29 protein-coding genes are annotated in these 22293 nt (G+C 64.1%); all 29 read right to left on the minus strand.

Annotated features, from left to right (window positions below; genetic code table 11):
* Positions 1–50: 50 nt before the first annotated feature.
* The 29 genes from ACODS9_RS15130 to ACODS9_RS15270 all read right to left on the minus strand — a co-directional run bounded on the left by ACODS9_RS15130 (position 51) and on the right by ACODS9_RS15270 (position 22289).
* A complete protein-coding gene (locus ACODS9_RS15130) occupies positions 51–290 on the minus strand; it encodes a hypothetical protein (protein WP_489094191.1) in 240 nt (79 codons plus the stop codon).
* Between the two features lie 210 nt (positions 291–500).
* Complete coding sequence (locus ACODS9_RS15135) at positions 501–932, minus strand: lysozyme (protein WP_111533089.1); 432 nt, start codon at positions 930–932, stop codon at positions 501–503.
* A gap of 43 nt (positions 933–975) precedes the next feature.
* On the minus strand, positions 976–1458 hold the full coding sequence (locus ACODS9_RS15140) for a phage tail assembly chaperone (protein ID WP_489094192.1): 483 nt from the start codon (positions 1456–1458) through the stop codon (positions 976–978).
* Positions 1459–1470: 12 nt separating this feature from the next.
* Positions 1471–2595 (minus strand): gp53-like domain-containing protein, encoded by a 1125-nt coding sequence (locus ACODS9_RS15145; protein ID WP_111533087.1) that lies wholly within the window; start codon positions 2593–2595, stop codon positions 1471–1473.
* Between the two features lie 6 nt (positions 2596–2601).
* Entirely contained in the window at positions 2602–3198 is a 597-nt protein-coding gene (locus ACODS9_RS15150) for a YmfQ family protein (protein ID WP_111533086.1), read from the minus strand.
* Entirely contained in the window at positions 3189–4229 is a 1041-nt protein-coding gene (locus ACODS9_RS15155) for a baseplate J/gp47 family protein (protein ID WP_111533085.1), read from the minus strand. The genes ACODS9_RS15150 and ACODS9_RS15155 overlap by 10 nt, the downstream gene beginning before the upstream one ends.
* Positions 4219–4617 (minus strand): phage GP46 family protein, encoded by a 399-nt coding sequence (locus ACODS9_RS15160; RefSeq protein WP_104444098.1) that lies wholly within the window; start codon positions 4615–4617, stop codon positions 4219–4221. The genes ACODS9_RS15155 and ACODS9_RS15160 overlap by 11 nt, the downstream gene beginning before the upstream one ends.
* A complete protein-coding gene (locus tag ACODS9_RS15165) occupies positions 4614–5123 on the minus strand; it encodes a phage baseplate assembly protein V (protein WP_111533084.1) in 510 nt (169 codons plus the stop codon). Before ACODS9_RS15165 ends, ACODS9_RS15160 begins: the two co-directional genes overlap by 4 nt.
* Positions 5120–6232 carry a phage baseplate assembly protein gene (locus ACODS9_RS15170; RefSeq protein ID WP_111533083.1) on the minus strand — a complete coding sequence of 371 codons (1113 nt, stop codon included), beginning with the start codon at positions 6230–6232 and terminating at the stop codon, positions 5120–5122. The genes ACODS9_RS15165 and ACODS9_RS15170 overlap by 4 nt, the downstream gene beginning before the upstream one ends.
* Positions 6233–6236: 4 nt before the next feature.
* On the minus strand, positions 6237–7586 hold the full coding sequence (locus ACODS9_RS15175) for a DNA circularization protein (protein ID WP_489094193.1): 1350 nt from the start codon (positions 7584–7586) through the stop codon (positions 6237–6239).
* Complete coding sequence (locus tag ACODS9_RS15180; RefSeq protein ID WP_489094194.1) at positions 7583–9901, minus strand: phage tail tape measure protein; 2319 nt, start codon at positions 9899–9901, stop codon at positions 7583–7585. The genes ACODS9_RS15175 and ACODS9_RS15180 overlap by 4 nt, the downstream gene beginning before the upstream one ends.
* Positions 9902–10030: 129 nt before the next feature.
* Positions 10031–10330 carry a phage tail assembly protein gene (locus ACODS9_RS15185; RefSeq protein WP_104444375.1) on the minus strand — a complete coding sequence of 100 codons (300 nt, stop codon included), beginning with the start codon at positions 10328–10330 and terminating at the stop codon, positions 10031–10033.
* Entirely contained in the window at positions 10330–10677 is a 348-nt protein-coding gene (locus tag ACODS9_RS15190) for a phage tail tube protein (RefSeq protein WP_104444376.1), read from the minus strand. The genes ACODS9_RS15185 and ACODS9_RS15190 overlap by 1 nt, the downstream gene beginning before the upstream one ends.
* 57 nt (positions 10678–10734) lie before the next feature.
* Complete coding sequence (locus ACODS9_RS15195; RefSeq protein WP_489094195.1) at positions 10735–12231, minus strand: phage tail sheath subtilisin-like domain-containing protein; 1497 nt, start codon at positions 12229–12231, stop codon at positions 10735–10737.
* Positions 12228–12407, minus strand: coding sequence for a DUF2635 domain-containing protein (locus ACODS9_RS15200; protein ID WP_218277422.1), 180 nt, complete (start codon positions 12405–12407; stop codon positions 12228–12230). Before ACODS9_RS15200 ends, ACODS9_RS15195 begins: the two co-directional genes overlap by 4 nt.
* Positions 12404–13003, minus strand: coding sequence for a phage tail terminator protein (locus tag ACODS9_RS15205; RefSeq protein WP_489094196.1), 600 nt, complete (start codon positions 13001–13003; stop codon positions 12404–12406). Before ACODS9_RS15205 ends, ACODS9_RS15200 begins: the two co-directional genes overlap by 4 nt.
* A 9-nt stretch (positions 13004–13012) precedes the next feature.
* On the minus strand, positions 13013–13447 hold the full coding sequence (locus ACODS9_RS15210) for a hypothetical protein (protein ID WP_111533079.1): 435 nt from the start codon (positions 13445–13447) through the stop codon (positions 13013–13015).
* Positions 13425–13799: a head-tail adaptor protein gene (locus ACODS9_RS15215; RefSeq protein ID WP_489094197.1), complete on the minus strand. Its 375-nt coding sequence runs from the start codon at positions 13797–13799 to the stop codon at positions 13425–13427. The genes ACODS9_RS15210 and ACODS9_RS15215 overlap by 23 nt, the downstream gene beginning before the upstream one ends.
* Positions 13796–14179 (minus strand): head-tail connector protein, encoded by a 384-nt coding sequence (locus tag ACODS9_RS15220; protein WP_111533077.1) that lies wholly within the window; start codon positions 14177–14179, stop codon positions 13796–13798. Before ACODS9_RS15220 ends, ACODS9_RS15215 begins: the two co-directional genes overlap by 4 nt.
* A 14-nt stretch (positions 14180–14193) precedes the next feature.
* Positions 14194–15420, minus strand: coding sequence for a phage major capsid protein (locus tag ACODS9_RS15225; RefSeq protein ID WP_111533076.1), 1227 nt, complete (start codon positions 15418–15420; stop codon positions 14194–14196).
* A 15-nt stretch (positions 15421–15435) separates the two neighbouring features.
* A complete protein-coding gene (locus tag ACODS9_RS15230; RefSeq protein WP_111533075.1) occupies positions 15436–16053 on the minus strand; it encodes an HK97 family phage prohead protease in 618 nt (205 codons plus the stop codon).
* Between the two features lie 3 nt (positions 16054–16056).
* Positions 16057–17283 carry a phage portal protein gene (locus ACODS9_RS15235; protein ID WP_111533074.1) on the minus strand — a complete coding sequence of 409 codons (1227 nt, stop codon included), beginning with the start codon at positions 17281–17283 and terminating at the stop codon, positions 16057–16059.
* Positions 17280–17423 carry a hypothetical protein gene (locus tag ACODS9_RS15240; RefSeq protein ID WP_178082049.1) on the minus strand — a complete coding sequence of 48 codons (144 nt, stop codon included), beginning with the start codon at positions 17421–17423 and terminating at the stop codon, positions 17280–17282. The genes ACODS9_RS15235 and ACODS9_RS15240 overlap by 4 nt, the downstream gene beginning before the upstream one ends.
* A gap of 9 nt (positions 17424–17432) precedes the next feature.
* Positions 17433–19169 carry a terminase large subunit gene (locus ACODS9_RS15245; protein ID WP_111533073.1) on the minus strand — a complete coding sequence of 579 codons (1737 nt, stop codon included), beginning with the start codon at positions 19167–19169 and terminating at the stop codon, positions 17433–17435.
* 8 nt (positions 19170–19177) lie between these two features.
* Positions 19178–19654, minus strand: a complete 477-nt coding sequence (locus tag ACODS9_RS15250; RefSeq protein ID WP_111533072.1) for a phage terminase small subunit P27 family — start codon at positions 19652–19654, stop codon at positions 19178–19180.
* 115 nt (positions 19655–19769) lie between these two features.
* On the minus strand, positions 19770–20159 hold the full coding sequence (locus tag ACODS9_RS15255; RefSeq protein WP_489094223.1) for a hypothetical protein: 390 nt from the start codon (positions 20157–20159) through the stop codon (positions 19770–19772).
* Positions 20059–20439, minus strand: a complete 381-nt coding sequence (locus ACODS9_RS15260) for an HNH endonuclease (protein ID WP_489094198.1) — start codon at positions 20437–20439, stop codon at positions 20059–20061. Before ACODS9_RS15260 ends, ACODS9_RS15255 begins: the two co-directional genes overlap by 101 nt.
* 3 nt (positions 20440–20442) lie before the next feature.
* A complete protein-coding gene (locus ACODS9_RS15265; protein ID WP_262974548.1) occupies positions 20443–20766 on the minus strand; it encodes a phage holin, lambda family in 324 nt (107 codons plus the stop codon).
* 836 nt (positions 20767–21602) lie between these two features.
* On the minus strand, positions 21603–22289 hold the full coding sequence (locus ACODS9_RS15270) for a hypothetical protein (protein ID WP_489094199.1): 687 nt from the start codon (positions 22287–22289) through the stop codon (positions 21603–21605).
* Positions 22290–22293 lie beyond the last annotated feature (4 nt).

Consider the following 22293-nt stretch of genomic DNA (forward strand, 5'->3'; position numbering starts at 1 on the left):
TCCTGGCGGCTTAACCAAGGCATTATAGGATTTCTCACAGGCAAGCCCAGCTATTCTGGCGCGGTCAAACGCTGCCGCCAGCTCTCCCGCTCGAGCATCAGCCCGTGCGAGCAAGTCGGAGAGCACCATTGCGGCGCGGCGGGCTGCCTCGCCTCGAGCGGCAACGGCGGGATCCGCGCCGGGGCAACCGACGGTGGCGGCGAGTTTGCCGGCTTCGTCGTGCAGCCGCTGGCCAGCAGCATCAGCCCCAGCAGCAGCGCCTTCAGCGATCGTTTTTTGTTCCTGAGCATGCGCCCTCACCTCTTCATGTGCCGCGGTGCGGCGCTGTTCCTCTTCCCGGGCGCCGCGCTCGCCCAGCACCTCGGCCAGGCGATCGCCGCTGTCTCGCTGTGCAGATGTCGCGACAGCCTCGGCGCGCTCCACTGATCGCCCATGCTGGTAGACGAGCCAGTACGACCCGACGGCTGCCAGTAGCGCGACAACCCGAACACCCCAGCTGCTCACGCAGCCTCCAGGAACAGATCACGCTCAGCGGCGCGGCGGCGGACCAGACCCGGCAGCACCTTGCCACCCGCCTTGTTCCAGCGCGGGAACTGCTCAGCGGCGGCGGCATAGTCGCCAGCATTGAGCATCCGGCGCAGAGTGGACGACTCGAGGTTCGCCGCGCCCAGGTTGTAGGTGAAGCTGATAAGTGCGTCCCACTGGTTCTGGTTCAGCGGCACCGTTACCAGGCGCTGCACCTCCGGCTCGAACCGCTGCACGTCGTTCAGTAGCATCCGCTCGGCCTGCTCCTTGCTGATCGACATGCCGGCCTTCACACCCCGGGTGGTGCCGTGGCCGATAGTCCAGACGCCGACGGCATCCTGATAGGCCTGCAGGCGCAGGCCTTCGAACGACTTGACGAGGCTCAAGCCGCGTTGCGATGTACGCATTGGATATTCTCCAGGTAAGAAAATGCCCCGACTGTGCGGGGCTTCATTGGGTTTGTTCGGCGATCCAGGGCGGCGCGACAGGCCGGTGCTCGATCTCGGGGAATTGCTGGGACTGGGGCCAGTCGCGCAGGGCCTGCATGTATACCAGCAGCGCCGCGAACTGCTCCGCCGTCAGCGATGTGTCGGTGCCGATCTCCTGCTGGTCGCGGTGACGCTCGCGCAGCCAGATAGCCGCCTGAAGCGCCCCATCACGCCATTGTCGTTCGAAGGCTGCAACCTCTTCCGAGCTTGGCCGCGGCGGGTCAGTGAGCACCGGATAGCCGTCCTCGTTCGCCGTAATCCGCTTGCCACTGCTCTCTCCTTCCAGCAGCTCCGCGTGCTCCTCGTTGCTGATCTCGACCACATCCACCGACATGCAGCAATCAGGGTTCGCTATCAGCTTGCCGCGCGCATCTTCGATCAGGCGCAGCCCGTGCACTTCTTCGTCGTAAAAGCCGCCGGTGCCGGGGCTGTAGAACTTCTTCATAACAACTCCTGTTTAGTAGCCGATAGCAAACCAGTACGCGTTCGGGATTTGAGCCGCGTATGACCTGAGCACAAAATTTTGCGGGCTGACATTCGACACCATGATTTCGTAGTCATCAGGGGCAGCCGTAATGATGCTGGGGAAGACCCCGAGTACCGTATTCGGGAACGAAACGGGGAATGTAACCGTTGTGCCTGCAGCCGGCACTGGAGCGATGTTCCCCCATTGCAGAACCAGGCCGCCCATCCACGCAGGAAGTTTGACGTAGCCGTTAGGCGCTTTGCTTATCGCAAACCCATTCAACAACTTCAGCGGGGAGATCAGCACATCATCGCGAACGCCCCCATTCACATCACCATGCGAAGCAATACTGAGCGCCGAGAGGGCGTCAGTGATGCCGTAACCGGCAAGCGTGGTGGCTTTGGTCGCTTTACCAGCCAGTAAATTGTTTACTTGGGTTTGCGTGTAGGCATCGGTAATACCGTAGCCGCCCAGCGTGGTTGCCTGGGCTGCTTTGCCGGCCAGTAAATTGTTTACTTGGGTTTGCGTGTAAGCATCGGTAATGCCGTAGCCACTCAGCGTGGATGCCTGGGCCGCTTTGCCGATGAGCAAATTGTTCACCTGAGCCTGTGTATAGGCATCCGTGATGCCGTAACCAACAAGCGTTGTCGCCTTGGCGGCTTTGCCGGTGAGCAGGTTGTTCACCTGAGCCTGTGTGTAAACATCGGTGATCCCGTAGCCGCCCAGCGTTGTCGCCTTGTCGGCTTTGCCGGTAAGCAAGTTGTTCACCTGAGCCTGTGTATAGGCATCCGTGATGCCGTAACCGGCCAGCGTTGTAGGATTGCTCCCCGCTGTCACACGGCCCAATTCATCGACACTGACCTTTCGGTAATCACCCGGCACTACGCCGGATTTTTCGTCATTGTCTGCGAGTTCCTTAATCGCCTGCACCAGTTGTGCATTATTGTCCTCGCTGGGGGTGAGGCCTGCGGCCTTGATCACAGCCAACAACTCGTCGGTAACAGCGTTGCCCCAGGCTGACGGGATCAGCGAGCCAGGCAGGCCCGTGCTGACGTTTTCGTCAACGAATTTGCCGCCGACCAGGCCGACGTTGGGAATGCGTTTCGGGTAGTCCATATCGCGTTATCCGTAGGTAATGGTTTCGAGGGTGTGCGCGGGGGCGGCGCGGCTGACCAGGCACTCCAGCGCGCCGTTGGCGGCACCGCCGAAGGTCTGACCCCAGTGACTGAATCCGAAGCGGCTACCCTGAGCCAGGCGCGGCCCCGTCTCCAGGGTCCACATGAATTGCGCGCCCCAGGTGCCGAAGCGGGCCGAGCCGAAGCGCGACCGACCGAAGCGCGGCGCCCGGTGCTCGACCACGCGGGCATTGCGGTAGCCCAGCGAAAAGGCCAGCTCCACGAAGTACGCCGGCGTCTGCCCGCCCACCTCCAGCAGGCGGCGGCGCACGGCCAGTTGCCGGTCAGCAAACGCCGGCGTATCGCCCAAGCAGGGGTCGGGTAGCTGCATGACCCGCTCCCAGTCGGGAACCAGCTCGCGCACGGTGGCGGGTTCGCTCTCGGCCAGCAGGTCGGCGGCGCGGCGATCCTCGGTGGCTAGTTCCTGAGCCGCCGCCTGCAGCACCTGGTCGACGCCTGGGTTGAACTCACGATCCCAGGCCGGCCCCGGTGGCAGCAGCGCGCACAACTGCGCGTAGTAGTCCTCTACCGTCCTCACGACCACAGCACACCCCCATAGGTCAGCAGCTCATTAGCGGCCGCCTGCACGTCGCCGGCGGGGCTGATGACCTTGTGATCGCGCTCGCCCGTGGCGCCGCTGATAGCCTCGGCAATGTGGGTGGCCAGCAGCGTGGCGCCCAGCTCCGATTCACGGTTGTGCAGGTCTATCAGGGCCGCTTCCACGGCACGGCGTACCGCGCTGCTGTCCGGGGTGACCGACAGCTGGTACTGCACCGGCTTCTCTGCCGGCGGCAACACGTACACCTCGGCCGTGACGGGCCGCTCCTGCTCGATGTAGGCGGCCACGGCGGCGATGGCTTCGGCGTTCGGAATGATGTCGATATCGCCATCGCGCACGAAGAACACCCCCACCGTGCCCGGCCCCACCCAGCGCCGCACCACCCAGGCCCGGGTCACCCCCGCCACCTCCAGCGCCCAGGTCTCGTAATCGCTCTTGCTTCCGCCGTGGGCAATGACCCGGTACGAACGGATCACCCGAGCGCGTAGCGCCTCGATACTCTCCTGCTCGGTGCCGCCGGTCAGACCCGGCGCCGTCACAGTGAACGTGTCATTGACGCCCAGCACTGGCGAAACCAGGCGCAGCTGGGTGCCGGCGGGCGTGTTGCCCAGCTCGCCCGGCTCCAGGGCCTCGACCTGGGCGACGCCGTCGGTGCCGGTCAACTTGACCGAAGCCCGCACCCTGAACAGCACCTGGTCATCGCGCTGCAGCAGCGTGCCGGCATCGAGCAGCGCCGAGGCGGCGCCGGTGAAGGTGGCCGCCCCGCTCGCCTTCACGGCCTCCAAGCGCCCCCGCTTAAGCCGCGCCTGGGCCATGCGCAGCAGGGTTTCGTCGTCGGCTGTGTCGGGCAGGATCTGGTCGGCAATGTAGCGCTGATGGCCGTAGCGGCCGGACGACGCCGCGCCGAGCACGCGGGCCAGCACCTCGGCGTCAGAACGGACCAGGGCGCTCCCGCCGGCCAAGTCGGCCTGTGCCCTCGCCACCAGGGCGGGCAGTGTTGGGATTTCAAACGGCATTGATCACCTGCCACAGGTTGTCTAGTTGAACATCGATCACCGGGCCGTCGCGCAGGCCCACCCGCACCTGCATGTCGAGGCGGTCGACCTTGCGCGACGCCGTTACCGTAACGGCGCTCACCCGATCGTCATCCACCGCCCACTGCAGGGCCTCGCGGGCGAACGCCTCGGCCGTGCGCACCGTGTCGTCGGTCAGCGTGCGCCGGCGCAGCTGCCACAGGCGTGAGCCAATCCGGTCATTTGCCAGGGTCGGGAACGTATCGCCCCACCAGCCGTAACGCTGATCATCGTCCAGCAGGTCGCCGGCCTCGGCGCGCCGCCAGGTCAAGAGGCTGATCACCACGGCGCGCTGCCAGGCGCGTTCGGACTCGGCATCGAGCAGCGTCATGCCGTCACCACCGGCTTGCCGCTCTGCTGGTTACCCTTCGCCACTCCCTCATGCGGGTGGTTGACCTGGCTGACGCCGGCGGCGATCTGGTCACCCTGCGACACGATCTGGCCCGTGGTGCGGATCACCGGCGTGTCGAACTCCACGGCCGTCTCGGCCTTGACCTTGAGCGTCAGCGTCTCGATCTCGATCACGCGGCCGCGCTTGAAGTGCAGGCGGTCGCCCTGGTCGGTGTACAAGGCCACCTCACCGCTCTTGAGCGCCTGCAGGCGAAAGCGCCGGTCGGCGACGCAGACGACCACCCCATGGGAGCGATCGCCGCCCAGGAACGCCGCCAGGGCCTCGGCGCCGGGTAGCGGGTTGGACGTAAAGCCGTAGGGCTCGAAATGCTCCATTCCGTCTTTCACTTCGTCGGCGGTCAGACGCATCTGCAGGCCCTGCAGCTTGCGGCCGGCATCGACCAGGGCGACCACGCCCCGGGCGAGAAAATTTCTCATGGGTTTCATTGGCCAGGCTTCCAGTCAGCGGGGATCAGGTATTCGAAGTTGTCGGCCTTGCCGCCTTTCTTGAGCTTGCGAGACTTGTGCGGATCTTTCGGCTCGGGGTCGAAGCCATCCGGCGGGCCTACCACGATGTTGGCCACGGTGCCGGCGTCATCGAGCACGTACTCGATTTCGCTGATGAGCATGTCGCGGTCGATGCCGATCAGCGGGTCGACCACGCGCACGATCATGTTCGGCACCCACAGGGCGCCGGTGGACTGCCGCCATCCCTGGATCTTGTAACGCAGGGTCAGCGCCTTCCCCATGCGGCTGCCGCGCTCCCAGTTGGCCCGCGCCTGGGCCAGCTCCGGGGTCATCTGGCCACTTTCGTGAATCAGCAGCACCCGGCGCCGTGAGGCACGCGGATCGGTGACACCGGCCTTCACTTCGCTGGCCGCCGCGCCGTAGTCAGTGTCGGTGCCCGAGCGCTGGCCGGTGACGCGGTACTCAGAAAACACCCCCGAGAAATCCAGCTCGGCGCTACCGGTCAGCAGGTTCTGCCCCAGTTCCAGGCGGTCGACGGCGCGGCCGGCACTGCCCGGCTTGATGATCACCACCCGCCCCCGGGCGTCATCGGTCGACAGCAGCCGCGACAGCGTCAGCAGGCGGTCGATGGACTCGAAGGCCGTTTCGCCCGGTTCTATCTGGTGGTCGGCCAGCTTGGTGGTTTCCGCCACCTCGCTCAGCACCCGCACACCGTAGGGCTCGGCCAGCGCCTGCACGATTTTCTGCACGCTCTGCCCGCGCCACTGGCCGGGCTTGTTCACCGCCGAACAGTCCACCAGGTCGGCAGTCAGCGAGCGGCCGGCCACCGACCGTTCGACGCTGCGAGCGTCGTAGCTGATCGGCGTGCCGAACACCCAGCCCGTCAGCACCAGTTCGGCACCGATGCGGACTTCGCAGCGGTCGCCTTGGCGCACCGGGATTTCCTGCACCTGGCCCGGCCAGCTCCAGGTTACGCCCAGGCGGAAATCCCGGGCCTGGCGTTCGATGCCGGCACTGATGCTGACTTTCTTCCAGCCGCGATAATCCAGGCCGTTCACGCTCAGCGTGACAGCATTGTGGTTGTCCATGGGTTCACTCTCGAGCGATGGTTAGCGCGCCTACGGGCAGGAAGCCCGGGTGCTGCACCTTGTTACGCGTAACGATTTCCTCGGCGCGGGTGGCGTCGCCATAGCGCTGATAAGCCAGCACCACCGCCGGCAGGCTTTCCCGCGTGGTGACCTCGCTCAGCCGCACGCCGGCGCGGGCCACTTCGGTCAGGTGCGCCCGCACCTGGCTGCGCACCGCCTCCAACTGCTCGACGTGCTCGACGGGAGACGCCAGGGCGGCCAGCCACAGGGCGTCGCTGATGGCGTCACGCAGCGCTACCACGTCGGCAGTGACCGGCACCTCAGGGCGCTGGATTGGGGCCACCACCTGCTGTTCCAGGGTGGCGAAACCGGTCAACGGCTCGGGCGCCTGCACCACCGGCATGGCCACCGCCTCGCGCACGGCCAGCACGATCAGCGCATCGCGCACAAGCTCACGGGCAGCGGTGACCACGGCGGCGGTGTCGGTACCACCGGCCGGCGTCGGCGCGCTGGCCAACTGGCGGGCCTGCTCCACCTGGCCCGTGATAGCCCGGCCAGACTCCGCGAAGCTGGCAAACTCCGGCGTGGCCTCGGGCAGCGCCGCGACGGTGCGGGCAAACTCCGGGTCGGCCTCCAAGTTCGCCGACTCGCCGCCACTGGACGGCCCCCAGCGATAGCCCGACGACCGTGAACTGCCGCCGACATTCGCGAACTGCCCCCGGATCATTGCCGCGAAGTTGCCCGGGGCGTTAATCAGCATGTCGGCCAGCGCCTCCACCGAGCTGACCAGACCGGTCAGTTGGCGAAGCTCCGAGGCAATGGCCATCTGCACCCCGGCAATGCCATTCTGCAGCGCGACTACCGCCAGGCGCGCCCGGTTGACCACCGCCATGGCGGCTTTGTAGCGGGCAATCGCTGACTCAAGCAGGCTTTCCGATGAGTCCTCCAGTTGCCGCGCCGTGTTCGGCACACCGGCAGGAAAGCCCTTCTCGCCGTCTTCCACAAACACCAAATCAAAGCGGACCATGCCGCCTTCGCGGCGCTCATGACTGACGCTGCAGGCCGTCGCGGTGACCGTCAGCCGTCCATACCACGGGTGGACCAGCTCCCCCGCCCCAGGCTTGTCCAGGGCGTTGAGCAGGTTGTCACGCTGGGAATAGCAGTCCTCCCCGATCACGAAGGCGGCCAGCTTGATTTCCCGCGTGACGCGGCCCAGGTCTTCCACCAGGGGCTTGTCCCGCTGCGGATACTCATGCGTCTGTGTGCGCCGTCCCGCCGGCATGCTGTCGCTGTCGACGTGGAACGGCACGCCTCGGAATGAGGCCGGGTGCAGTTGATCCCGCCAGGTACTCATGACGACCTCCCCAAGGATCGGTAACCCACTTGTGGGCTGACCTGCAGCCCGGGTTGATTGGTGTCGGCCTGCTCCACCCGCATGCCGGGCGGGGCATTGTCGAAGCGCACGACCATTTGCCCTTCCAGCTGGGCTTTACTGGCCTGGGTGGCCTGCTGCACCAGGGAGCCCCGCGACGCGGCGAGGGCGCCCGCCCCAGGTGCTGCCAGGCTGTTCTGCCCAGGCAGGCCCATTTCAGCGCGTTTCATCGTCTCCCCCGGGGTCAGCCCCTTGGCCAGGCTTTCCTGCGCATGCTCGGCCATCTGCGAGGCCGACAGGGGCATCGCTGCCCATGGCCCTGGCTGGTCCGGCGCACGCATCAGGCTGGCCACGCTGGTGGCCTCCGGCATCAGCTGCACCGGTTGCGCCATCGGCTTGACCAGCGCACCCGGTACCGGCTCGCCGGCGGCGTTGCGCGCCTTCTGCTGCTCGGCCCAGTCGTTGACCTTCGACGTCGCCGCACTGATCACGCCGTCGCCGCTCGACTCGCTGTCGAAGCCCAGGAATTTCATCATCGGCTCAAAGATGGGCCGAAGCTTGTCCCAGATCCCTTTGAAAAAGCCGGTGATGGGCTCCCAATGCTTGATGATCAAACCCAGCGGCGACCAGTCAAAGACCGCCTTGAGGAAGTCGAAGAACGGCACCGACAGGGCCTTGACCCCTTCCCACAGCGCGCCGAAGAACGCCGTCAGCGGTCCCCAGTTAGCCACGATCAAGCCCAGTGGCGACCAGGCAAACACTGTTTTGAGGAAGCCCAGGAACGGCACCGACAGCGCTTTCACCAGCCCCCACAACGCGCTAAAGAACTGCGTCAGCGGTCCCCAGTTGGCCACTATCTGGCCCAGCGGCGACCAGGCGAAAGCGGTTTTCATCCACTCCCACACCGCCATCGCCGGGGCCTTGATCTTGTCCCACACCGCTTGGAAGTACGGCGCCACGGTCGACCAGTTGGCAATCAGGACGCCGGCAGCGATGGCGATACCACGGACGATCATGCCCACCGGGCTCATGCTCGCGACACCGTTCATCAGGGCCAGGGCTGCCGTGGCCCCGGCCGTGGCCAAGCGCAGCACGGTGAAGCCCACGGCCGCGCCCAGCACGCCCTTGATCAGCCACGGGTGCGCCCCGGCCAATGTAGCCACGCTGCTGATGATTGGCCCCACGGCCGCCATGAAGTCGTTGAGCGGCGGCAACAGCATGCTGCCGACCGTGATACCCAGGCGGGTCACCCGGTTCTGCAACAGCTGCATGGCGTTCTGCGTGGTCGCGGCCCGTGCGGCGTACTCGTTGTTCATCGACCCGGCATACTGACTTTCGTCGCCGACCGATTTGAAGTTCTTCTGCAGCGTGCCCAGGCTGGTCAGCAATGGCGCGATAGCCCCTACCGATTCCTTGCCAAACAGGTTGGTCAGTACCGCCGCCTGCTTGCTTTTCTCGACCTTGGCCAGCGTCTCCAGAACGCGGTTAATCGTCCCTTCGCTGTCCGTCTGCATGCCTTTGGCCAGCTCGTTGGCATCCAGGCGCAAGGCCTTGTAGGCCTCCTTCTGCGACTTGGTGGCCGCCGTGCCGGCGGTCAGGGTCAGCATGAAGTTCTTGATGCCCGTGGCGGCCACATCCTGGGCAATGCCCACCCCGGCCAGGGTCGAGCCCATGGCGGCCAACTGCGCCGCGCTGACGCCTGCGACCTCGCCCAAGGGGCCGATGGCGGTCAGGATGTTGGAGATTTGCCCGGTGCTGGCCGCGCCGGTGTTGCCCAGGTAGTTGATCTGGTCGGCCAGCGTGACCACTTCGGTCTGGTTCATCTTGAAGGCCGTGCGCCACTTGGCCATCATCGAGCCCGATTCTTCGGCCGTCTGATCGAAGGCGACCCCCATCTTCACCGCGTCTTCCGCGAAGCGGTTCAGCTCTTCCCGGGCAATGCCAGACTGGCCGCCGGCGGCGACAATCTGCGCGATACCCTCGGCCGCCATCGGCAGCCGCTCGGACAGGCCCAGGACGTCGTCACTCATCGCCTTGAACTGCTCGGGCGACTCGAAGTTGACCACCTTCTTGACGTCGGCCATGGCGCTTTCAAAGCCCATGGCCGCCTTCACACCCATGACGAACGGGGCCGCAATCGCCCCGCCCTGCAGGGCCTCACCGAACGTGATCTTGCCCAGGCCCGAGCTGTTCAGCTGCTTACGCAGCACCGCGGCGTTCTTGCGTACCCCGCTCAACACCGGCGACAGCTTGTCGACGCCGGTGATCAGCGCCTTGAGTTGGAATTTATCCGCCACCGCCTCCCCCATTCAGCGCGTTGATGCGCCACGCGTTTTCCTCACTCTCGAACAGCGTGTCGAGGGTCCAGCCCAGCACCTCGCCCGGGGTGGCTTTCCACCACCAGGCAAGGTCATAGGCCAGCTCGGTCAGGCCGCCGACTGCTTCGAATCTTGGGGCATGAAAAAACCGACGATGATCCAGGCCAGAGTGTTCAGGTCCGACAGCTCCAGCTGGTTGACCGAGCTGGCCGGGATTGCGGCGCACACAGCGATATACTTCGCCGCCGCTTCAAGGTCGACCACCGGGTAACCGTCGCCGCCGAGGTTGTACGGCAGCACCTTGATTGCCCGGCACTCCTGCACGGTCGGGCGGCGCAGATTCAGTTCCTTGACCTCTTCACCGTGGGCCTGGATCGGGGTTGCGAGTTCGTGGGTTGCGGTAGTCATTACTGCCAGTCTCCTTGGATGCCTTCGAATTTGAGCGAGACCTTGGCGTCATCGCCGGTCACTTTGGTTTCGTCCACCAGGTACGCGCCGCTCAGCACGTACACCGAGCCGTCGGCCAGCTCGGCGGTGACGGTCATGCCGATCCCGTTGGCCAGCTTGGCCCGGGGAAAGTTGGCGGTTTTCACCGCATCGACCACCACGTAGGGGATCAGGTCTTCTTCCTTGAAGAATCCCCGCGTGATGGTTTCGCGCTTCTTGTCCGACAGCGGGCATTCCACGCCGCCGGTGATCACCAGCTGATCGCCGTCGACCTTGATAAAACAGGTGCCCGCGACTTTCTGACCCATAAAGGGCACTCCCATAAAAAAGCCCGCACTGGGCGGGCTGGGGTTGAACGATGAGGGTTACGCTGCGTCCGGGTACTGCAGGCGGAACTGGTACAGCAGCGCGAACACGCGCAGCTGGTTCACCAGGTCCGGCGGGAACAGCACACTCAGGCGGTTCGGGTTCTTCGGATCGCGCTCGACGATCAGGTACTGATTGAACGCCTCGGCGTTCTCCACAATGCCCTCACGCTCCAGCGCGCCATAGGCGGCGATCAGCTCGCCGCGAATCAGCTTCGGCGTGACGATGGCCTGGCCAGGGCCGAAGCGCGTCCCGTCATTGGCCAGCTTGTGACGGCCGTACTTGCTTGTGATGATGCTGCGCAAGTAGCGGATCACGTGGGCCGACTGGTGGAGCGTCTCGCTGTCCAGGTAGGAATCATCGGGTTGGCCGTAGGCGTTACGCTGGTAGGTCGTAACAGCCCGCTCGATGCGGTAGCTGCCGCCGCTGTAGACGGCGGTGGCCACCCCGCTGGTCAGCAGCGATTGCCGCTCGGTCAGGGTGAAGCGGTCACTGGCCTGCGCCGGGTCGATGCCCGTCAACGCGCCGGTCTGCGTCGGTCGCGCCGGGTCGGCGCTGATGAACACGGCGGTACGTGCCGCCCAGGCCGCCGCCACCTCCCACGCCGGCTGCGGCACGCCGCGCTCGAAGCCATGCACGGAGACATGCGGATCGTTACGCGTCCGCCCGGCGGCGACCAGCTGGCCCAACGTGCCGCGCTGCGCGCTGTACACATGGCCGTAGAGCTGCTTCGCCCAGGACCAGCGGCCGGCGCTGTCGTCCATGGCGGTTCTCCAGGCACCCAGCGTGTCGGCATCGGTCCAGGGCTGGGCGATGAACTCGAATTCTTCGTCGCCCAGTGCAGCCAGCGCCGCCGATACAGCCGGGGTGCCGGCGCCGTTGGTCATGGCCGTGGCCACCACCGTCAGGCCGGCCGGCGTGGTTTCGCCATTGGCGCGCCCCAGGCGGTTCAGCTGCACTTGGATATCGTTGCCCAGCTCGCCCTTGAACTTGGCCTGCAGGGTGACCACGCCGGCGGCGGCCGTGGCCGTTACCGGCAGGTCAATAGCGGCATTGATAGCCGCTGCCAGGCTGGCAGCCACGGCCTCGGCCGAGGCACCGACCACCGCATCGGCCCGCACGCGCTGGCCAGCCACGTACAGATTGACCAGGCCGGCGGTGGCGACGCTGCCCGTTACGGTAACGGTGGCGGTCGCGGCCGCGCCGGTGGCCACCTTGAGCGGCAGACACCAGACCTCGCCGGCCACGTCGATGGCCCGCAAGCGTGCATGCATGGCGGCCAGCATCGAGCCGGTACCGCCGATGCCCTTGGCGTCGCTGGTCTTCGACACCAGCACCAGGCGGCCGATTTCGTCGCTGTCGGCGTCGTCGTTGACCTGGCCCACGATCAGCCGGCGCAGGCTGGACCCGCCGCTGTTGGCCATGGAGTTGTCGACTTCGGCATAGAACAGCGGCACGCGAATGTCGCTCGGGATGTTGCTGAAACTGACGCTCATCGCGCTTTGCTCCCCCGGGTGGTGGTCTTCTGTTCCAGGGCGTCGCCGTCAAGTATGCGGCGCTCCCAATAGGCATCACGGGGCACTGCAGCGCCCTCGGCCGGCAGGTACTTGCCCGGCTGATCCGGCAGCGGGCAATCGCGCCCCGGGGCCGGCTTGAGGTGAATGGTGATCATGGGTTCAAGTCCTCACGGGTAATGAACTCGACCCGCCCGTCTGGCCCAGGGGCGTTGACGTTGGGGTCTTTCAGGGGGTTGAGGAAGTCGAGACGGGTGTCGATGCCTTCCAGGGCCGGCAGGCCGGCCAGCTGCCATTCCTGCCAGGTCTGCGGCTTGCCCTCGCCGGTTTGCTCCCAGCGGCCGAGCTGGAAATCGGCATAGAACCGATAGCGGTAGACCATGCGGTCGCGGTCGAGCAGCAGCAGCTGACCACCGTCGTACAGCAGCGGCCCCGATTCGTCGTCCGGCTCGAAGCCCACCAGGGCGCGCCACAGCTGGGCGCGCACGTCGTGCAGCACGTCGGCTACAGACTGCCCGCGTTCATCGTCGGTCGGCAGCACGACACACACGTCGATGACGTCGCGCACGGCCTGGGTGTAAACGTTCTGCGCTTGCGGCTCGTCGGCCGAGTCGCCAACCGCGATCACGTAGGCCGCAGGCGGGGACATCTTGGCGCTGTCGGCGGTCGGGTCCCAATCCAGACCGCCGGCCACGCGCCCTTCGAAACCAGGCGCATAGGCGCGCAGCTGCTCGATCACAGGCGTGATTTTCATGTCAGGTACTCAGTTGAGCAGCGCGGCGGCAAAGGCCTGCTGCAGGATGCGTTGCACCTCGGCGCGGCTGTCGGTCAGTGCATCGGTCATGTAGTTGTCGCGGGGCCTGATCCGCCACCCGCCGCCCGTCTTGCGGCGAACGCCGTAGTGCAGGTAAGCCGGGTAATACTCCTTCATGCTCGCGGTCTTGTTGGGCGCAACCCGCACCAAAAAGCCCGACCTGGACAGCTTGAAGTTGATCGACTCGGTGGTGGCCCCGGTCCGGTTGACGGGGTAGCCCTCCTGGCCACCGCCGAGCGCTAGATTCATCTGCGCTCGGCCGGCGATCAGCTGGCCAACCTTGCGCATGCCGGCGCGGATCTTCCGCTTGTTGAAGGCCTCTTGGTCGAACTTGTCGAAGCCCTCGACATGCAAATAGCCGTCAATCGAAACGGAGTTGGCCACGACCACCTCCCGCCGGCACATTCACCGCCTGCAGTTCCTCGACCTCGATCACCGACCACACTTGCCGCCCACGCATCCCGGTAGCCCGCTTGACGCGGAACACCCGGCCACCGGCGACCAGCTCATGCCGGGTGTCCAGGTCACGCACGAACCGACAGTAGATCCGATGCGTGATGGTCGTACCGGTCTGCACCGACCCGGTGTAGGTGGCCGTGCCTAACGGCTCGATCTTGCACCAGCGTTTGGCCACCGGCTCGAAATTTGACTCAAGGCTTGCAGAGCCTCTTGGCGTGTCGTTGCGGATGCGTACCACCGCCCGGGTGCGCAGTTCGCCCGCTTCCGGCTCCCTCACAGCGCGAACCAGCGATAAGGCTGCACCAGGGCGTCATAAGCCAACGGCATCGCCTTGGTGCCGTTGCTGGTCGACTCGGTGACCGGCTCGCGGTTGCGGTGCCAGTGGGCGACCAACAGCAGCATGGCCAGTTCCACGTCATCCGTTACGGGTAACGCGTTCTCCGAAGCATCGAGCGGCAACAGCCCACGCAGGTAGGCTTCATCGCCGGTCGCGTCTGCCGGCGCGTCGGCCGGCAGCGTGACCCAGTACAACCGCCGGCCGCTGTCCTTCTCGACCTGTCGACGCGCTGCGCGGGCGTAGGCCTGCAGCAGCGTGTCTTCCTCGGTTTCGTCCAGCTCCAGCTTGCAATGGCTCTTGATCTGTTCAAGCGTCAGCATGGACAGCCCTCCCGTTAGGCAGCAGTCTTGCCCACCAGGTGCTTGATGGCGGCCGTGTCCTGCAGCACCAAGCCAAAGCGCACGAACGCCAGGAAGCCGACCTGGCCATACTCGGCGTAACGCTCCACCAGGCGCTTGAGGGTCAGGCTACGCACCGCGCGCAGCACCAGTTCGTTGAAGTCGCCGGCATACATGAATTTCTTACCGGCGCCGATATCGGCGATGGCCTGATCGATCACGTACTGATGCTTGAGGATGGTGGCCGGACGGTCGCTGTCGATGCCGGGCAGCCACAGCGGGCGATTGTTGGCGTCCACCATCTCTTCCATCGCCTGCAGCGTCTTGTCGTTGAACGCCAAGCGGAACTTGGCGGCCGCACGATACGCCGGGTCAATGGAGTGAATCAGGCTGTTGACCTCCTGCCAGGTGAAGGCGGTGGCCTTGGCCGTCATCGCACCTTGAGGGGTCGAGTATTCCAGGCCCTTCGGCTGCGCCGGCGCATCGGCGGTTTCGCCGGCGCCGGTGCCCTGGACGATCAGGCGGTTACGGGTGCGCGACACGCGCTTACCTATACGGCCGGCCAGAAAGGCTTCCATGTCGATGCCCGAGTCCTGCAGCAGCTGTTCAGAGACGCGGATGATCTTCGAGCTGATGGTGTGCGACCCGAGGGTGCCCATGCCGAACTCAACGTCCTTTTCGCCGGCGGCCTTGTTCTCGCCGATCAGCTCGCCTTCTTCCTCGCCGCCGTTGCTGGTGGCCCAGGCAATCGGAGCGCCATTGTCGGTCTGCAGCAGCTGGCACACCGAAGCGATACCGCCATAAGTCACCAGCGATTCGATCACCCGCGCCTGCAGGGTGGTTGGCACGGTGAAACCGCCCGCCTCGTTCGGATTGGTACCTTGGGCGCGCATCTGCAGGACCATGGAACGCTGTTCAGCGCTCAGGCCCTCCATGCCGCCGCGTACCCAGTTGTCCCAGGCGCTGCGCTGCTCGGTGTCGGCTTCGTTCTGCGGCGCGTTGTTCGGGCGGTCACGGTCCAAGCCTTCAACGAAACTTTGATCCTGGGCGCGCAGTTCTTCTTCGCGCTCGATCTTCTCCTTGAGTGCCTTGAGGTCGGTTTTCATGCCTTCCCACTTGGCGCGGACTTCGCCGGTCCAACCGTCGTCCGGGGTGGTGTCATGCAGCGAGCGCATTTCGGCCGACAGCTTGTTATAGGCTTCTTTCAGTTGTTGCAGGGTCATAGCTCCCCCTTGGGATCACAGTTCAGTTAGGTCAAGCAGGCGCTCGCGGGCCTCGCGCTCGAAATGTGCGCGAGCTTCGTCGCCTTCGGTTTGCGCCTGCTTCCAGGCAGTCAGGGAGCGCTGGGCAGCGCTGGAGTCGGGGTAAGCCGGGAACGCCACCGGCCCTACGTCGCGTAGCTCGGCGATCTTGAAGATGGTGCGGACGATCAGGCCGTCTTTCTCTTCGTGCCAGGTGTCGCCACCCTTGGCCACGCGCATGGCGAAGCTGCTGCCGCTCATGTCGCCACGGCGCAACGGCTCGACCACCAGGTCGCGGATGGTCTGCGTGTTGGGCGTGTCGATTTCGTACGACAGGCCGCGCTCATCCACGGTCAGACGCAACGTGCCGCTGGCCGTGCGGCCCAGCAGATAGGTCGGGTCATGGTTGAACAGCGCCCGGGTGTCCTGATTCAGCACGTCATCGAACGCGCCCGGGGCGATGATCTCCACGAAGGTGCCGCCCAGCAGGTCGCTACGCTGGTTGAAGACAGCGGCATAGCCGGCGATCTTCGGCGCGCTCCCCTGCTCATCCGGCTGGACAGCACGAAGCTCGCAGTGCTGCGCCTGCAGCATGCGTTGTTCAAATTCACTCATGGGTTATTCCTGCTTCGTTACGGGTAACGGCTTGCCGTCGGCGCCGAGCAACTGCGTGTTGACGTTGAGCAACATCGAGTCGAGGCCTTCCAGCTGGTTGAGGTCTTCCAGCACGCGCACTTCGTTGCGGCTCATCCAGCCGTCTTGAATGGCGATGCGGTAGAACTCGGCGCGCTCTTTCGGGGTACCGCGCAACAGGCCGGCCAGGTTGAACTTGACGTAGTAGCCGGCCATGCGCTCGGCGCGGGTGAAGACGCGGCGGTTAACTTCTTCCTCCCAGTTCTTCACCCACGGCATGACCGTGTGCCGCACGAACTGGATGGCCTGTTCGCTGATGTTGGAAAACGTGGCCTTTTCCAGGTCGTTGATCATGTGCGCCGGCACGTTGAAGATGCTGGCAATCTCGCTACGGGTCAGCTTGCGAGTCTCGAGAAATTGCGCATCCTCGGGGGCGATGGTCAGCGCCTTGTAATCGAGGTCAGCGGGCAACAGCAGCGTCTTGTTGTCCGAACGCTTGAGCCGTTCCACGGCGGCGCGCCAGACCGTTTTCAGGCGCTCCCAGCTGGTGTTATCCAGCTTCCCGTCCTTGACGGTGACCAGGCCCGTAGGCCGGCCGCCGCCCTCGAAAAACTCCTTGCCGTAGCGCACCGTGGCCATGCCCAGGCCGATGGTGTCGGCGTTCTGCCGGATGGGGCTGATGCCCATGCGCCGGTGCGAGCCGATGGCGCGCAGGTGAATCATGTCCTCGGGCGACACCGCCAGCGGCGCGCCGTCTTCGTCCTGGGTCGAGTACACCCAGCGATTGCCGTTCTTCACCAGATCGGTGTGTTGCGGCTCGTGCATTTCCAGCGACAGCAATTCACCGCGGCGACTGCGCACCGTGCGCGTGTAGCCATTGCCCCAGCCGAGCACATGGGCCTGCTTGGTTTCTCGCCAGCGGTAGGAGGTCTGCCAGGTGTTCGGCTCATCGTGCAGCAGGTAATGGGCCGGGTGGTCGGTGGCCACCTCGATCCGCCCGTTGACCTTGCGCAGCACGCTCAGCGGCAGCTGGGCCATGGAGCTGGACAGCACGTAGATACACGCATACACCGCCGTCAGACGCATGGCCGAAGCCGGACTGACGCTGATCCCCTGCCCTTCAAACAGGTATTCGGTCAGCTCCTTGCTGTTCATCGGCGTGCTGGGCGCCTCCAGGCTGCTGCGCTGCTCGAACATCGCGCCCAGGATCATCGCCACACCGCCTTGGCGGCGCCGGCCACCATCAGGCCGCCACCGACCATCAGGGCCACTCCCGCCCCGAACTGGACGTAGAGGCCCGCGACGAACAGGCAAAAGCCTGCCGTCCCGATAGATTCAGGAAGCCATTTCATCGTAGGGGCTCACATAGCTAATAGGTCGTCTTCGGTCAGGCTGGCCAACAGCCCTTCCGGCTCAAATTCGCTAACCATGGCGCGGTTCATCGCCATCAGCGCGGCGACAATGCCGTCGATTTTGCGCATGTCGGTCTTGCCTTCGTCGGCCTTCATCGGCGTGATGCAGCCCTTGAACGGACGCACCACGACGTTTCCGGCCTGCCAGGCCAATACCGGGTCGCTGCAGTGGCGCACGCGACCGGACAGCAGCGCCGCTTCCAGCTCGCGCATGGGCAGGTTCATGCTGGCCACGCCGCCACCCATTTCGACTACCTCGGCGCCGTCCTTTTGCAGCTGGTGGGCCAGCTGGGTGGCGCGCCATTTGTCGTAGGCCACTTCCTGAACGTCGAACATGCCGGCGAATTCGCCCACCATGTCGCGCACCAGGTCGAAGTCCATTTCTTCGCCGTCGCAGATTTCCAGCAACCCGGCGTTGGCCCAGGCCTCGTAAGCTGCCTTGTTGGGGCCGCCTCGCTCTATCGCGCCTTCGGGCAAGAACGACTTGCAGAAGATGGTCCAGCGGTTGACCCACTTGCCGCTCCCCGGGAGCAGCTCCACCTTGTCCAAGAACACCAGCGACACCGCGCAGATATCCGATTTACTGGCCAGGTCAATGCCGATCCAACAGCGCTGGCCCAGAAACTGGTCCAGGGTCAGCGTGGGGTCGCCGCACGCCTCCCAGTCAGCCATGTTCAGCCAGGCTTCTTTGGCGCTGACCCAGATGTTGAGGTGCTTGGTCTTGAACGCGTTTTGCCGTGACGGGTAACGCGTTGCGTCGGCTTGGCGTTTCAGTAGGTACTCAGCCCCGACCGAGACGCCATAGTTGGGGTTGGCCTTGCGCAGGACCGCCGGGTCTTTCCAGTCGTCGTCCTCGTCAATCGTGTAGATGATCCCGAACAACTCGTCGTTCGGTACCGTCCCTTCCAGCTTGTCGATCACTTGGGCGCGCTGCAGGTAGCACGGCCCGGCGATGTTGTAGCCCGCCGTGGTGATGGCGAACATCATCGGCTGATCACGGGCGCCCATGCCGGTCAGCATGGTTTCGTAGAGCGCGGCCGAGGTGTGTTCGTGGAACTCGTCCACGATGGCGCAGCTCGGTGACTGGCCGTCGCCGGGGTCGCCGATCAAGGGTTCGAACTTGCTTTCGTCGCCGATCACCGACAGGTTTTTCGCCGCGACCTGGATGCCGAAGGCCTCGACCAGCTCGGGGGTGCGTCGCACCATCTGCCGCGCCGGCTTGAACACCTCCCAGGCCTGCCGCTCGGTGGTCGCACCGCAATACACCTCGGCGCCGAATTCACCATCCATCACCAGCATGTACAGGCCGACGCCGGCGGCCAGCACGCTCTTGCCGTTCTTGCGCGGCACCTCGATGTAAACCTCGCGGTACCGCCGGCGGCGGGTCTTCTTATCGACCCAACCGAAGATGCTGCAGAAGATGAACAGCTGCCACGGCTCAAGCTTGATCAGCTCACGCAGCGCCGCCCATTTGCCCTTGGCATGCGGCAGCAGCTGGATGAACACCGCCACCTGCTCGGCGGTGTCGCGGTCGAAGGTCCAGCGAAAATTGCGCTTCTTCGACTTGGCCAGGTCATCCAGGTGAAGCTGGCAGGCACGACGCACGTACTTGCATGCCGGGATCTTGCCGGCCACCACGTCGCGGGCGTACTTGTTCGCCGCGTTTACGTTCGGGTAGCTGGCCATGTCCTAACTCACTTCGAGGCCCGCCCTCCTTTGAGCACGATGAACGGGTTTTCTGGTTTCTCCGGCCCGCCACTGCCCATCAGGCGCGCACGACTGGCCGGGTCCAGCCCGAGGGCTGCCCCGAAGCTGGCCACTTGGCGTAGCGCCTCGTTGATCACAGTGCAGGCGGGGTTCTTCTTGAGCACGCCCTTGGCGTCCACGACGGTGATGCCCTTGCTGGCCACTTCTTCCTCGGCCAGCCGCCACCGCTCGTACGCGGCGCAGAAGACCGCCAGGTTGTGGGTATCGGTGCGGGTCATGATCCCGGTCTGGGTCAACCAAGGGGCGATGGTTCCCCACATTTCAACGGCCCATTCCCCCAGCCACTCCGGGGCGTCTGGTATTTCCGCCAGCGGCGCCGGCGCGGGGCCGTCCTTCTTGAGTTTTCGCTTGCCGGGGTTGCCCTGCAGCAGCTTGAGGGCGGTAGGTTTCGCGGGTCGCCCCATCGTTCAGGCCTCCCGATTTTCTGGAATGCGATTTTTTTTAATTTCGCGGGTGTGTGAAAAAGGCTGGGCGATCGGTGGAGAGAGACGAAAGCGGTAGAGATTTTGCCCCGCCCCCTTATTTGGCCGATTTTTGACCACTTTTCGCTAATTTTGCCCGCAGACTCTCGCCATCGATTAAGGCAGCCAGATGAATAAGCGGACGCTCTGGCACTCCGTCTGCGGCATGCATGTATGCGTCAATTGCTGCCACTAACTCATGCAGAACACGCGAAATCAGCTCTGGAATTGCAAGCTTGTGAATGTTTTTCCAGCAGTACAGCGCTCGGTCCAAGTGCCAGTCACCATGGCGGATCAGCTCTGTACTTCGGCTGCGCTTGATCGCTTTTTCGCGCAAACGCATTGCCTCACGCACCAGACGGACGGCCTGACCGCGCCCGTGCCGACTCTGCCGCCGTTTTGAACTTGTGGCAGTTTTCATTGATGGCAAACAGGTTGGATGGGTCATTCGTTCCCCCTTCAAACTTCGGTATGCGATGGTCAACCTCTGTTGCCGGCAGTCGGCGACCATTGCAGTCATTGCACTGGCACAGATAGCGATCTCGTTTGAGTACTGCCTTGGCAAGCTTGCGCCATGCCCAGTCATAACCACGCTGCTCAGCAGTGCCACGGCGAGGGTTGTTCCAACCAATTGCGAGCGAGGCATGCGCGCTGCAGTAACCATGGCTGTCACTTGTCTTGCCGGGACACATAGGTACTCGACAAGGGCGCTTAGCCTTGGGCGGCATAGATCAGCCCTCCACCTTCTTTCCCATGAAGCGGTCGGAATACTCACGAAGCTTGTCCACTCCCATGAAACCAACCATGCAACCGGCGAAGACCGAAAGGTTTGCAGGTAGGGCGAAGTACTCCAGCACCGGCAGCAGACTCACAGCGATCAAGCCGCAGATCGCGCCTTCTAAAAGGACCTTGCGACCTCGACCACCGCCATAGATCACTCTGAACATGGCCACGGCAGCGGCAATGCCGCCAGTGGAAAGCTGGGGCTGGTGAGCTACCAGCCACGCCAGCGCTGCGGCCCAAAGGCCGGGATCTTTCTCAGGCATATGGGCCATCTCGATTCCTCCCGTCACGGGGAGCTAAAATGAAAAAGGCCCGCCAAATGGCGAGCCTATCTAAGGAATGGGTGTAAACATCCGAGCTCATGCTCGCGCTAAACGAGCGAAAGCAACGGAACGACTACTTATGCTACCGACCCATCTGCGTTGAGGAAGTCCCACGAAATACTAATATTATTAGTGTACTCAGACGGAGCTAGGAAATAGACACCATTTCCAGCAGGTACAAAGTAGTCATTGTAAATAACGCAATCTCGGGGGAACCTCACACAAGTAACATCATCGCGTTTCAGTGGTTTGACCGGACCATAAACGTAAATATAGTCCCAGCTAGTATTAACCAAAGACCTAATCAGTAGACCATGCAGGTTTTCTTCTGGCGCAATAACGGTATGCACCTGTTGTGCCATGCCACTTACGGTTTGATACTTGAATTGCTTACCCAGCGTGCGAATTGTCATAGAGTAACCTTAGAAAATGATTGAAAGCTTCATTAGGCAGGATTAGCACCTAACGACTATCACTCGAGACTCAAAGGCCTTCTCTAGAAAAATCCACCAAGCGCGTTGCGCGCTCTATTTGGATCTGACGACGGAGCAAATAGATTATCTCACCTCAACACTGTATATGCAACCAGTATTTGGGCGTATGGCGCTTCCCTCCAATCCCTACGCCGACTGTTACCCCTACACATTGGTGTCGGGCTCTGATCATCTCCAGAAACGACAAAGCCCGACACAATGGTCGGGCTTCTGTAGGTCAGTCCTAAACACGCGCAGGAATGACAGGATGGCGATAATTTCTCTCACTCTCTCACTGCTGTCAATAGGCAATTACGCTGCGTCCTTGATCAGCAGCCCTTCGGCCTCAAGGATGGCGCGCACCTCCACCAGCGCGTCGTCAATCATTCCGTCGAGCTTGTCCTTGATGCCGGCCCGCCAGCGGTACCGCGTCGGCTCAGGTGTGGCATCGGTATCCCAGGTGTTCATGTCGTAGAAGCTGGCCGGTAGGACGATCAGGTCCTCGGCCAACGCTTCGGCCTTGGCCCGCTCAGCCTGACCAGCGGCAAGGGCCGCACTGACCAGACGCTCGCGCCTCCCCTCTGGCGCATCCAGCGGGATGTCCACCACAACCGACCTCGGCCCTTGGCGGCGAGCGCCCTTGAGCTTCGGCACGGCCCAGGCAGTCACGGCCTTGTAGATGAACAGTTGCGGCGCCGGGCTGGCGATCAATGGCGCGATGGCCGAGATCCCGTGAAGCCGCTTGGCCTTGTTGGTGGCGTACTTGGCGTTGAGCGCGTTCCAGTGGCGCGGGATCAGCAAGTGGTGCAGCCGCGCTGACAGCCAGTAATCCACCTGGGCGCGGTCAAAGCCGCCGCCGCTGCCGCCAAGTGAAGCGGGGCACCCGCCCTCTTCTTCTGCCGACTTGTAGAGCCTCTGCCATGCCTGGCCCTTCGCAGCGCCCTTCTCTCCTGCCGCCAGAGCGGCAACTACTGCACCCGATACGCTGTTGTAGATCATTCCT

The organism is Pseudomonas sp. FG36 (genome assembly GCF_057809275.1).